General features: G+C 41.0%; 12 protein-coding genes. 4 read left to right on the top strand and 8 right to left on the bottom strand.

The window, feature by feature from the left end; genetic code table 11:
• Complete coding sequence (locus tag QA601_10265; GenBank protein MDG5815464.1) at positions 1-1,986, bottom strand: alpha-1,4-glucan--maltose-1-phosphate maltosyltransferase; 1,986 nt, start codon at positions 1,984-1,986, stop codon at positions 1-3.
• Positions 1,987-2,219: 233 nt separating this feature from the next.
• Here QA601_10265 and QA601_10260 point away from each other — a divergent pair, with 233 nt between their 5' ends.
• Both QA601_10260 and nadE read left to right on the top strand, forming a co-directional pair.
• A complete protein-coding gene (locus QA601_10260) occupies positions 2,220-2,486 on the top strand; it encodes an acyl carrier protein (protein ID MDG5815463.1) in 267 nt (88 codons plus the stop codon).
• Between the two features lie 23 nt (positions 2,487-2,509).
• Positions 2,510-3,526, top strand: a complete 1,017-nt coding sequence (gene nadE, locus QA601_10255; GenBank protein MDG5815462.1) for an NAD(+) synthase — start codon at positions 2,510-2,512, stop codon at positions 3,524-3,526.
• On the opposite strand, the gene ptsP is transcribed toward nadE, so the two are convergent.
• From ptsP to QA601_10230, 5 genes are all read right to left on the bottom strand, one after another.
• Complete coding sequence (ptsP, locus tag QA601_10250; GenBank protein ID MDG5815461.1) at positions 3,523-5,151, bottom strand: phosphoenolpyruvate--protein phosphotransferase; 1,629 nt, start codon at positions 5,149-5,151, stop codon at positions 3,523-3,525. The genes nadE and ptsP overlap by 4 nt on opposite strands.
• Positions 5,152-5,226: 75 nt before the next feature.
• Positions 5,227-6,360, bottom strand: coding sequence for a hypothetical protein (locus tag QA601_10245; protein ID MDG5815460.1), 1,134 nt, complete (start codon positions 6,358-6,360; stop codon positions 5,227-5,229).
• 36 nt (positions 6,361-6,396) lie between these two features.
• A complete protein-coding gene (locus QA601_10240) occupies positions 6,397-7,707 on the bottom strand; it encodes a glycosyltransferase (protein MDG5815459.1) in 1,311 nt (436 codons plus the stop codon).
• A complete protein-coding gene (locus QA601_10235; GenBank protein MDG5815458.1) occupies positions 7,697-9,964 on the bottom strand; it encodes a hypothetical protein in 2,268 nt (755 codons plus the stop codon). The genes QA601_10240 and QA601_10235 overlap by 11 nt, the downstream gene beginning before the upstream one ends.
• 226 nt (positions 9,965-10,190) lie before the next feature.
• Positions 10,191-10,487 (bottom strand): hypothetical protein, encoded by a 297-nt coding sequence (locus QA601_10230; GenBank protein MDG5815457.1) that lies wholly within the window; start codon positions 10,485-10,487, stop codon positions 10,191-10,193.
• Positions 10,488-10,819: 332 nt separating this feature from the next.
• Here QA601_10230 and QA601_10225 point away from each other — a divergent pair, with 332 nt between their 5' ends.
• Both QA601_10225 and QA601_10220 read left to right on the top strand, forming a co-directional pair.
• A complete protein-coding gene (locus tag QA601_10225) occupies positions 10,820-11,698 on the top strand; it encodes a PRC-barrel domain-containing protein (protein MDG5815456.1) in 879 nt (292 codons plus the stop codon).
• A gap of 12 nt (positions 11,699-11,710) precedes the next feature.
• On the top strand, positions 11,711-12,475 hold the full coding sequence (locus QA601_10220; GenBank protein MDG5815455.1) for a hypothetical protein: 765 nt from the start codon (positions 11,711-11,713) through the stop codon (positions 12,473-12,475).
• Positions 12,476-12,481: 6 nt separating this feature from the next.
• On the opposite strand, the gene QA601_10215 is transcribed toward QA601_10220, so the two are convergent.
• Positions 12,482-12,733 carry a hypothetical protein gene (locus tag QA601_10215; protein MDG5815454.1) on the bottom strand — a complete coding sequence of 84 codons (252 nt, stop codon included), beginning with the start codon at positions 12,731-12,733 and terminating at the stop codon, positions 12,482-12,484.
• Entirely contained in the window at positions 12,730-13,146 is a 417-nt protein-coding gene (locus QA601_10210; GenBank protein MDG5815453.1) for a phage holin family protein, read from the bottom strand. The genes QA601_10215 and QA601_10210 overlap by 4 nt, the downstream gene beginning before the upstream one ends.
• Positions 13,147-13,199: the final 53 nt, after the last annotated feature.

Genomic DNA, 13,199 nt, shown 5'->3' with positions numbered 1-13,199 from the left:
TTAATAATAATCAAAATCTGATTCTTTTCTCACTTTTCTCTTAAGCTTAAAAATGTAGGCAGGGGTTTTGTGTGGACTTAAACTTACATAGTTTTCCATATCATGCCACACAAACTTCTCTCCACTGAGTAAATCTTCTAAAAGATATGCCTGACCACTTTCTATTCCAAGCTCTAAAAGAGGTACATATATTTTACCCCCTTGTTCATGAAACGGATCTAAATTTACAACAACTAAAAAGGCCTCTGAGAGATCCGCAGTGAATTTTCCGTAAAACAGAAGGTATTCATTATCTATTCTATAGAATCTGGTATTTGAAGTTTGTTTAAAAGCATTATTTTCATTCCTTATCTTATTAACCTTCTCAATTAAGCTTCTCATCTTATCACCCCGAGACAAATCCCAGGTATATATCTGATATTTCTCACTATTAAGATACTCCTCCTTACCAGCTACCGCTTCTGATACACACTGTTCATACGCTGGTCCATAGATACCATAATTTGAAGACAGAGTGGCAGCAAGGATTAGTCGCAAAGCAAAAGCATTCTCTCCCCCAAACTGGAGCACTTCAGGAAGAATATCAGGAGTGTTTGGCCAGAAATTAGGCCTAAAAAATTCAGACACATTGCTTTTAGTTAATTCCTCCATATAATCGATCAGTTCCCGCTTTGTATTCCTCCAGGTAAAATAGGTATAGGACTGACTGAAACCTAACTTAGCAAGTCTATACATAATCTTAGGACGGGTAAAAGCCTCTGAGAGAAAAATCGTTTCGGGATACACTTCTTTAATCTCTCTTATCAGCCACTCCCAAAAAGGAAAAGGTTTTGTATGGGGGTTATCCACTCTAAAGATTTTCACACCCTTATCAACCCAGAATTCAACCACTCCCTTAAGTTCATTCCATAGTGATTGCCACTTTGGTGTTTCGAAATTAAACGGTACAATATCTTCATATTTTTTGGGTGGATTTTCTGCATACTGAATCGATCCATCAGGCCTAACTGAAAACCACTCTGGATGATCTATTACATAGGGATGATCCGGTGCGCATTGAAAAGCTATGTCTAATGCCACTTCAAGACCAAATGAAGCTGCATCCTTGATGAAAAGGGTAAAATCCTCAATACTGCCAAGTTCAGGCTGAATAGATTTATGCCCCCCAAACCTGGATCCAATAGCCCAGGGACTACCCGGATCCTGGGATGTTGCAACGGTGGAGTTGTTTTTACCTTTACGATTAAGTTCTCCTATAGGATGAATTGGTGGAAGATATACCACATCAAAGCCCATTTGTGATATGTAGGGTAACAAGTTTCGACAATCCTGCAGTGTTCCATGCACCTCATCCTTAGTGGAACACGATCTGGGAAAAAACTCATACCATGAGCTAAATAGCGCCTTTTGGCGCTCTACAGTAATTTCCAGCTCCGGCGAATAGGTTACCGACAGTTCAGTATCCGGGTTAGCTTTCATAAGTTGAAAGAGCCGTTCACCAGTTACAATCTCAAAACGTTTTTGCCTGTCTTTTTGACTGGATATCTTTTCGATTAGTTCCTCCAACTCAATTTTCTGCTCGAGATTTCCTATTTTTTGTAGTGTTGATCTGAGAAAATTCAAACCTACCACATAATCAACATCCTTTTCAGTCTGAGCTTTAAATTTTTTTTCTAACCCATCTCTCCAGGAAAGAAAATGATCTACCCACGCCTCTACTGTATATCTATAAGTACCTAAACGTTCTACCCTAAAGTGCCCCATCCATCTGTCGTTATCAATAAATCGCATGGGCGCTTTGTTCCATTTAGTTTCAGACACATTTTTATACAATACTCTTGCATCTACAATCTCATGCCCATCAGCAAAACAATCTGCCCATACAGTAACGTCTTCACCTTCAACCCTCTTTATAGCAAACTTTCCTTCATCCACCCTCGGTCTTACATTTTCAATTATAGCCCGCTTTCTACCCTCATTTTCCATAAAGCAGTGCTCCACATTGTGTTTTGTGTATCTTGTTTCAAAGCTGATTTCTTACTGAATTTTAAGCAATCTCCATTCCATGCTAATCTTTGGCCATTGTAACAAGTTTTTTTTGGACGGTCTTTATACTGCTATATGCTCTACATTATTATCCAGCTTTAAGATGGCATATGATTTGAATGTTTTTATTGGAGAAATATCAATACATAACACCTATTAAGGAGCGATTAGGTATGCATGAAAACACTACCATAAAAACAGAAATAGTAGGATTTATAAATAATAACTTTCTTATGGGATCAAATTTGGTTAAATTTAATGATGACGATTCATTTCTTGAAAAAGGGATCATCGATTCTACTGGCGTGCTTGAAATGGTAAATTTTATTCAAAGTAATTTTGGTATCTCTGTGGAAGATGCAGAACTGGTCCCCGAAAACCTGGATTCCATAAACCGAATCACCGACTACATAGTAAGAAAAAAAGCAAATTGTGCCTGATTTTTGATAGAAGGAGAGTTACTATGTTAAATGAAGCTACACCTCTAAGCGGTGAGAATAAATCAGGAAAAGTGGTATCTCACAATGATCTTCTTATTGATGCTCACGCTGAAACGCAGCGAATATGTTCTTTTATTAACAACACATTGGTCCAGGAACTAAAAAAGAGAGGGGCTGTAATAGGGCTCTCCGGCGGCATAGACAGTAGCGTTACAGCAGCACTCTGTGTAAAAGCGTTGGGTCCTGATCGTGTTTTTGGTGTACTAATGCCAGAACGCCACTCTGCAGCCGAATCATCATCGTTAGGAAAAATAGTTGCACACGATTTAGGAATCAAATATACAGAGCATAATATCACGCCTATACTGGAAGCTTCTGGCTGCTATGTATTTCAAAACGAAGCGATTCGCTCGGTAATACCGGAGTATGAAGCGTCAAATCCTTTTAAAGTAGTAATGAAAAGATCTAATGGCTACAACATTTCTCATCTGGTGGTAGAGATGCCCGACGGAAGCACAAGAAGCTCGCGCATGGATAGAGATGCCTACTTGAAACTTGTAGCCGCTACCAATTTTAAGCAACGTGCAAGAAAAATGCTTGAGTACTACCATGGGGACCGATTACACTATGCTGTTGCCGGGAGCCCAAACAGGCTTGAGTTCGATCAGGGATTCTTTGTGAAAAATGGCGATGGATCAGCAGACTTTAAACCTATCGCTCACCTCTATAAATCTCAAGTCTATCAGATTGGCAGGTATTTAAATATACCCCAAACCATAGTAAACAGATTGCCAACCACAGATACTTACCCGATGGAACAATCACAGGAGGAGTTTTACTTTTCACTTCCGTACGAAAAGATGGATTTGTGTCTCTGGGCCAAAAACAACAGATTGCCCCCAAAAAGCGTCTGCCAAAGCACTGAATTAACAGTTGAGCAGGCAAGATCAGTGTATGATGATATAGATTCGAAACGAAAAGCAACCAGATATGGTCACCTTAAAGCTTTTCTTGTAGATAATTTGCCGGAGCTTATTTAGCTCTCTCTAACCACCTGTTTTACCTGAGGAATAAGTGACGGTGCAACACTAAGGATACGAAGTCCATTTTCTAAAAGTGAAGGGATTGTGTCAAACTTTCCGGCCAATTCGCCGCAAAGCGATACCGGCATAGTCCCTGCACTTTTTACCACCATCCTTAAAAGCTTCATAATAGAAGGATGATCTTCAAGAAAGTACTGTGTTATAGAACTGTTCTCCCGTCCCACAGCAAGAGTGTACTGTGTAAGATCATTAGAGCCGATACTTAGAAAATCAACATAGGGAAGAAAATCATCAATGCACAAAGCAGCTGCAGGAGTTTCAATCATTGCTCCAAGAGGGATTTTTTTCCCATCTGATGAGTTTGCCATCAGATCATCAAGTATCTCTCTAATCATTGCAATTTCCTGGGAAAAAGTAACCATGGGCACAAGTATTCTTACATTGTAATCTTTGGACAGCTCAGTCAGCGCATTTAATTGAGTATAAAGCAATTCCGGGAACTCTAATAAAAAACGAATACCCCGTCTACCTAAAAATGAATCCTCTCCAAGTGAATGGTTTAAATAGGAAAGTTTTTTATCCCCTCCTACATCAAGGAGCCGTATAGTAACCGGTTTATCTTTGGCCGGTTCAATCGTTTTCTCGATCTCCTTCATAAGCTCCTGTGTTGAAGGTGGAAGCTTTCTTGAGAGATAAATATTTTCGATCCTAAATAAACCGATAGCATCAGCCCCGTTCTTAAAGGCACTTTCCACATCTTTTCTGCAACTGACATTCGCCATCACCTCAATCTTATGTCCGTCCTTACTAACGCATTGACCCAAACAGTTTTTTTGTGAATCTAAGAGATAACTTCTTCTTTCATAAATCCTTTTTTGAAACCGCCGCCTGGTTTTATCCTCAGGGTTAATGACCAGATGCCCGGTAGAGCCATCTAAAAGTAATAGTTCTCTATGCCGTATTATGCTGATTACATCTTTTATCTTCCCAACGGCCGGAATTCCAATTTCTTTTGTAAGAAGCGCTGTGTGACTAGCCGGTCCCCCAAACTCAGTTACTACACCACGGGTAGATTTTCGGGATAGAAACACCGTATCGGAAGGCAAAAGCCTCTTAGCGACGATAATACTGCCATGAGGTAAATGTTCAAGAGTATGGGCCTGAATCCCTGTCAAAGCACTTAAAAGCTTCCTTCCAAGATCAATTATATCATCAGCCCTGCAGGAGAGAGTCTCATCATCTAGCTGCCGAAATCGTAATTCCCACTTCCGGAAAACTCGCTTAATGATTTGTTCTGAGTTGATAAGCTCTGTTTCAAGCTCATTTTTGATCTCTCTTTTTAAGACATCATCATTAAGGATTTCGATCTGAGCCCTGAAAATGGCAGCCATGTGTGTGTTTAGCTCTCGCTCAATTCTCTCAGCTGAAGCCTTTAAATCCTCTGTTACCTCCCGAAATGCCATCTCTATTCGCTTAATTTCCTCCTTTATATCACTGGTATCTATAGTGTAGAGCTCATGGTCCCGAAGAAAAATATCGGTATAGATAAAAGCCCTTCCCTCAGCTAATCCAGGAGAAATGCTCGTTCCGTACAGTAGGCGTTCTGATGTTCTCGACCTCATATGTTAACCGCTTAAATTAGTGTGGTTATCGTTTAGTTATACAGTTTCGTTTTTGAAACGATTTTATTTTGACCATCAATTATTCTCATCTAAGGAAAATTGTGAGACAATTGTCGCTAAAATATCGTTTAAGGTAACTGTCCCTTTAAAAAAACCGCTCTTATCAATAATATGAAAGGAGGTTGCCCCGCTTTGAAAACACCCTCTAAGCAAATCGATAAAAGAACAGTGCTCATAATAGAAATAATTTTTAGAACCTGCCGATGCAACCTCCCCTACACTTATTTCAGTCCATCTTTTTTCCGGTACCCTCATAACATCCCTATGTCCGATTTGCCCAACAAGCATCCCCTCCTTCTCTACCGGAAAAACCTGACAACTTTCTCTGCAAAGACAATCGGTTACAAAATTTTGAATTGAAACAGTTCCCCCTATCACCTTTGTTCTTACCTTTTCCGAAAGCTCACTTATATCTTCTATCTGCAAGCGGTTTATGTATTTTTGGACAGCTAATTCAGAAGCATGAATCATAGAAATTCCAAAGATTACCCACCAAAGCCCCCCAACAAAACTTCCACCGAGCAAAAATGCCATCCCTATGGTGATAAAAAGCATACTTCCCACAGTAGTCATAGCATTACTTATCATTGAAGCCTTTCTGATGTTTTTTGTAACATAATGAAAGAAAAGCCGAACCAAAAATCCCCCATCAAGGGGAAAGAAAGGAAGCAGATTTAAACCTACCAGTAAAAGATTATAATAGAATAAAAATAATACTACACCATTGATTGGTATGGACCACATCATCTCTGTTGTGAGCAGCACAAGGATGTAAAAACAGAAAGCAAAAATTGTGCTGGCAAGAGGACCGCTCAGTGAAGCTACAATCTCCTTTTCCCAGGAAAGAGAGTCGTTTTCACACTCCCTAACTCCGCCAAATAAAAATAGGGTAACAGAGTTTACTCTAACACCCAATAAACAATACACTAACAGATGAACGTATTCATGAAAAGCTATTGAGACCAATACGCCAACAAGAACCGAAAGCCCCATCCACCAGTATGTAACAGAAGAGAGAGAAGAAAAAGAGTACGGAAAGATTCCGTATACGAGAAGAAGGAGAAGAACCCCTAAAAATAACAGTGTCACATACTGTACTTTTAGTTCAAAACCTTTTATTGCTGCAATAGTGATCCTTTTTCCAAACATCAGTTCTTCCTGCTCATTTTTGCTTACAATACTGGCCTAACTGGGGTTATCGAAAGGTTTTGAATCTTTTTTATCATTCATTGCAGCACCAGTAGCTTTGGTCATATTGTATATAAGTTCAAGTTCTGCTTTAATCATTCTCATTGCCTTTTCCCACATGCTGTCAGTTCTGTCTCGTTTCACATATCGCTTTTTGAGAAGCTCAGAATATATTGTTAATACTTTTTTTACACAAAGCTGTTTTTCATAGGTTTTGGCAGTCATGAAAGCAGCCTCTTTAAACTGCGCTTTTTTTATTGTGCTTGAATGATACATAATAGAAAGAGCATCACAAAAAGAATCATGTCTCTGTTTTTTGACGATAATGCCATTATACAGATTACTCACAATCTCACTTACCACAGGTGAATCCAACGCTACTACCGGAACCCCTGAAGCCATAGCCTCCGTAAGAACCAGCCCCTGAGTTTCACTGAACGATGTGAAGGCAAAAACATCCATTGCATGGTATGCATCCACTAGATTTTTTCCCGTAACCGTACCAATGTGATGGAAACGTGCTGATAGAGTGTTCTCATTGAAACAGTCTTTTATATCTTTCTCACATGGCCCGCTCCCCACCAGTAAAAAGTGAGCTTTCTTATTCCTGATTAAAAACTCTTTAACCGATTCGGCAAGAAATTTTAAATTCTTTTCTGGAGCAAGACGACTTATAAAACCCACCACAAAAGCACCCGAAGGAATATTATGTTCTTTTCTAAATTTTTTTCCATTTCCCTCGGCAAAATCAGAAAGACATATGCCGGTGGGAATTGCCTCAACAGGAGTAATCACCCCTCTTTTAATTATTTCCTTAGCCACACTTTTACTGGGTGCAATAACGCAATCACAAAGGTTTGCGTAGCCGGTGGCCAAAGCCGCTACAAACCTTTTCATAGCGGCAGAATCACCTGGAATGTAATGAGTATAGTGCTCATAGTAAGTGTGAAAAGTGAAAACAATTGGTATTTTAAACTGAGCAGCTAATCTAAGCGCAGAATCTCCCAACATAAAGGGGTGATGAGAGTGAATGATATGCGGGGTGAAATATTTAAATAAGGAGTTTAAAACACCGGGAACCGGTAACTGAACAGAAAAATCGGTTCCATTAAAATGTTGTAATGCCGGAACTCTTATTATATCCTCATCATCCTCTTTAAACCCCTCATAGCGCGTCGCGACAACTTTGACATTGTGCCCAAGTTTTCTATACTCTTTTGAGAATGTTTCCACCGATCGTTCCACACCTCCAACAAAGGGCAGATACGTATTGGTCATCATTAAAATATTCATCTTTTTACCGTTCAATTTTGACACTTCCTTTATTTCCATCAACTCTTATACGCTCTTTTCCGGGCATTGCTATCTCAATTACTTCAGGAGGGGTACTATTATATTGGCCGAACCATTTTACCTCAATTTGTGACTCAGACAACACGTTTACCTCTACTGTAAACGCTCCATGTGTGGTAGGCGCCGGTCCAAAAGACAGCGTTTTACTATCTGTAAGATACTCATCAATAATCCCCTGACAAAGAACTATTTTCCCGTAATTATCTTCACATATAAAACTATTTCTAACCATCATCACCCACTCCGCAGCAGCCCATACATGCTGCCCATCACCCATACATCCGGTTTTTAGTAAGGGGTGGATGGCTTCAGGCCACTGACCGGTAGAAGATGCCAGGTTTGCGATTGAATCCATAATGAAGCGAAATTTTTGGTCTCCCGCACGCATAAGTACCTGCGCAATATGAAGGGAAAGATAAGGATTTATTCCCGAATGACTTATGTCATGATAAAAAGCACCATCAAGCAGACAGTTATCAAAGAGGTAGTTTGCGGTTTGCAAAAGACGTCTGTCATCGGGCTGCCAAAGCATCAGAGGATACCCTACCGCCAATGACCCTACCGCTCCACTGTCCAATCTACGGTTTGGTGAAGCAGGCATTGCATCGGATTGTACATTTTCTCTGAATTCAGCCATATATCGCTCTATGTCTTTGAGAAACTCGATACAGTCTTTGCTGACTTTTTCTGCAGAATCGTTTCTTCCACCTCTTTTCAAAATTTCCGCACCAGCCCTCAACCCTGCAACACACCAGAAATTATCCCAGTAGTAGTGATCATTTGGACCCAGATGCTCAGCACTAAAACCTGCTGGTAGAAGCCCCGGAAAGGAACTGCTTTGTTTCCTTTTGTGCATTATCCAAAAACACCCTTTTTCTACCGCATTTAGCCAATGCTCTGGTGGGGTATAATCGCCAAGAGAGCAGTATCGTTCCATAGCCCATAGTGCCTGGCCATTGGAATCCCATTCCCCCTCCTGAGAAAGGAAGTAGCCGGAGGAGTTCTGACGGTGAAAAAAACGTTCGATAATCTGTTTTGCTCTCGTTTTTAGTCCTGCACACAACAGTGCATTAACGATAAAAGCAGCATCTCTAAACCAAAACCGTTTATAGGTATAAGGCCCAGCATAGGAATCTAAAGGAGTATGGAGAACCAGGGTGCTTACAGCTGTTTTAAAAAGATGTTCGTAGGAGCTAACCTTAAACTCCAACTGACATTGTCCCTTTAAACTCTCCTTCCAGATCTGCTCCTGAGTGGCATTTGCCCCGAATAGTTTTTTCTTTCTGTATTCTTTTTCTCCAAGCGGTATTTCTATCTTTACAGTGCCCTTTTTCTGAGAGGCATCTATTCTAAATAAAGCCATTGCTGTAACCATACCTACATCACAGATAACACTTTTTTCTTCTTGGGCAGATTTTGATCCAAACAGATGAGAAACATCACCTTTTCCGTAATTTGATAAGTAAATCTGCTGAGGTTTTCTGTTAAACCATACTCTGTCCTTTTCATCCACTATCCATCCCAGCCCCGAGTGCATTGATTCCACACTGTGAATAAAAGAGATACCTTCGGGATTATATGGCCGAAGTGCTGCGATTATATACCCCGAATTTCCTACACCCCCCTCACCCTCAATCTTACAAAAAGGCAACCCATTTTTAAGCTCAACAGATGTTTTGGTAGTAAGCTTAAGTTGATTGTGCTCAATTTCGGTTTCCAGGCTGAGCCCTGCAGCCGAAGAGATACTCTGTTTGGCCTGTGGTGCCCGTGAGGGAAAAAGTGTTGCGCCATCATCACTTGTAAGCCAAAACTCCAGGCTCCACGAATCAAAGTAGGGCATCACCAGCCCTCGCGGGTCTACCACTGCCAGTTCATTACACCCCGGTATCCCAACAGCAGTCCAGTTTCTATGAGTTAAATTGATATGGGTAATTGAGAATGCACGCGGAATAAAGGAGTGGTCTTTAGGGTCAAATTGCTTCTCTGCCCAAAAGGGCCAAACCCAATCGAGGTTGTGCTGTATAACCTGACTATTTATTAACCCTCTTGAGTGAAGAACAGCACCTGCTCTCAGTAATTCCACGGGTGCCAGTACCTCAGAAGGCTGTGCGAACTTATTAAAGCGTGAAAGAACGTGAATTGGATCTACAAATCCTTGGGCCAGTGCAACGCGTTTTAAGACAAATTTCCAGGGAAACCATTTTATCCACATCAATACCTCCAGGGTTACGATCTACTCTTCTTTTAGGATATAAGCAATAGATAAGCCAGAGTAAAAACTTACTTTTTTAAGATATTAAGATTAGTATCAGAAATTAAACGATGAAGAATTTTAGTTAACTGCCTGATGTATACAATTTGCGTGGACCAGGGAAAGAATAGGTTTCTCCCCCTGGCCAGAAGTAGCAGATTCTCACAAAGTGATGGAGCAACTCTTCTTAACTACGATTGTAGGCCTGCATGCGCGTTGCACCTGCGCGCATCCCTTCATCTCTGTCTCTGGCTTTGCTGATTCGAAGATTTCTTCCACCAAAGATTGTGTCTCCCAGCTCACTAATCGCTGCATCCGCACAATCTTCATCCAGCTCAATGAATCCAAAACCGCGTGATCTGCCCGTTTCCCTGTCAGAGATAAGCACCACCGAATGAATCGGCTCGTACTTGTTGAAGAGTTGTCTGACATCGTTTTCTGTGGTTCTGTAGGGGAGGTTACCAATATAAAGCTTCTGAGACATACAACATCCTTTGAAAATGGTGAAAGATGATCCCTGAAAACACTTCCAGGCTTATGTGATGTGATAATGATTACAACAAAACCGCTTACCACATGTTTTTCTCGTTTTTCTCACCCTTTTGGGGTGTGTAGAGGATACAATCAAAATCCGTGCCGAGCGAAAAACCTGCCCTAATCAGCACTTCAGAGCCACTTTCTCATTTTGACTCCCAAAACGATTCGCAAAATCGAAAACGGGGTGAGAATAGAGACGCATGGCACACCCTTTGATATTTCTGTCACTTAAGTCGTTGCCGTTTTGAGCCAAGTATCAATTGTAGGGTAAGGAGTGAAATGATGCTGCGAAAAGCAAAAGAGTTACTAAACTTTAAAGTAGAGGCACTGGATGGCTATGTCGGTGTAATAAAAGATATCTACTTTGATGACCAGGAGTGGACTGTACGATATTTTGTCGTGGATATAAGTGATTTGCTCATAGACAGAAAAGCACTCATAGCACCAATTTCTGTGGGTGAAGCGGATTGGGACAAAATGATTCTACCCGTTACGCTTAAAAAAAGTAAAATCCTGGAAAGTCCCGAAGTCGATACCGACCTGCCCATATCGCTTCAATACGAAATAGCGGTCAGAAGGCATTATGAGTGGCCAATCTACTGGGGACAGGTATCTTTTCTGGACACTGCAGACACCAAAACCACTGAATCGGAAGGGGGGGAGCTTCCGGGAGATGAGGAGGTGGACCCAGCCCTTGATACCGAACCCGGAATTGGAGAGTTTATGAATGAAGAGGATGAAGAGCTCTATATGCTTGGTATGCCCCGGGAAAGCGATGAAGATGAGATAAGAGAGATGGAATTTTCAAGAGCAGAACAGGAAAGCAGCTTCAGTCCCGAACTCAGAAGCCTTGTGGATATTTTTCAATACCGAATTGAAACCGGTACAGGCGAAAATGGTAGAATGGAAGATCTAATACTGGATGTTTCAGAATGGACCGTTCGGTATCTGGCGGTAACTTCGGGATATGGCGTGAGAGGAAAAATGACCCTCATTCCCCTGCACTGGGTTAAATCTGTAAGCTGGGGAATGTCCAAAATTTTCGTATCAGTCGATGAAGAGGACCTGGCGAAAAGTCCGCCCTACGATCCAACTATCGGTGTTAGCCAAGAGTATGAAAAGAAGTTGTTTGATTTCTATGACAATCTTAAGTATTAAGGGGATGAGCGCATGAGTTCAAATGAATCAATACTACTTGAGAGAGGAAGCATCTATTTTTTTTATCGCCCAAGAGTACAAAGAGCACAGGTAAAAAATGAAAGTGATATACAGAGACTCCATATGATACTGAGACCCGATCACAAGGGTTTGTATCGGATGATAGCAATAGGAAAAAAAGAACTCCCAGCGGTTGAACACGGCGCACAGGAGAGAAACTGGGGATTTGTGGAATTAGTGACCGAAAATGCGGAGTCGTTAAGAGAGGTGCTCAGTGAAGAGCGCTACAGCACCAAAACCCGAGGTGAAAGGAAACTGCCCGCTGCACGTGCTGCAGGTGAAGGGGTATATTTACTTGCAGTGCATCACAATCATACTCACCTGGCCTACTCTCTTGAGCTGCCCCGTTCACCCGGTGATGTGCAGCAGGAGTTACATATCGAGGAGAAGGCCAGTTACATAATCACCGTTAAAAACCCCCAAAGACCATCCCCCTCAGGAGCCGGGCTTCCCCGCAGAGGCAAAGCTCAGTACCCCGACTATCTTATGAATAAATTTGAAGGCAAACGATTTACCGATGTAGAGCCTCCTGAGTTCCTAAACTATGAAGGATGTGAGCTGGTGATGGTTTCAGCCTCAAAGGAGCCTCAAAAAGAGCTTGGAGTAAGTCCGCGGGGTAGAAAGGAAACTTCCAAAACAGCCGATCTTTTTAAGGAATTTAATATAGATCCTTCATCTGCTATTGTAAAACCTCTGTTTAAAGGTGAATGGCAATAACGTACTTTATCTACATCGTTTAGAGCAGTTGCACTCTTTTGCCCCAAAGAGTTTTTCCAAAAAGCATAAAAAAAACAGTAGAGCAATAATCGCTAAAACTTTGGGGCTTATTGTTTTCTTTATCCAAACAGTTTTTCTTTTTAAAACCTCCGATACCAGCTCATTTAGATCTTCTTGTATCTGCTCGATCTGCTTTTCTAAATCCTGAGCACTGTTTGCTCTATCCACTTCGTTTTCTCCCCTCGCATCTTCGCTCATGCAAATCTCCCTTTAGCTATTTTGATATCTTTTTTTATCGTTTTCTTTGTTTTGGGTAACGCAGAGGTGACTCTCTTTTTCCAGGCTACAGCTGCAACAATCAGTGATGCAAGCAGTAACACCCCAGTTATAATTAGTCCTGCAACCCATAGTGACACATAATTACCAAGAATAAACGTCAGGGTAACAAGAAGCATACAAACGGTAAGTAGAAACAAAACAGCAGCAATGAGAATACCCTTAAGGGTAAACAGTTCCCTTCTTAAATCCTCCTTCGCTTCTTCTTTTGCTAAGGTAACCTCTTTTTTGGCGAGCATAAAAACCTGATTCTTTATTCGTTTGAAAATTTGTGCCACAGACATCGATTCAAAAGTGTTTTTATCGTTTTCATTTTGGTAATCCTTATTATTCATCTATTTAGCTCCTTTCTAATCTATACAAAAATTAGGCAAATGAGATGCCACTT

The organism is Chitinispirillales bacterium ANBcel5, from assembly GCA_029688955.1.
Classification (GTDB): Bacteria; Fibrobacterota; Chitinivibrionia; order Chitinivibrionales; family Chitinispirillaceae; genus Cellulosispirillum; species Cellulosispirillum alkaliphilum.
Note: the sequence above shows the minus strand (reverse complement) of the source record. Positions and strands in the feature narration are given on the sequence as shown.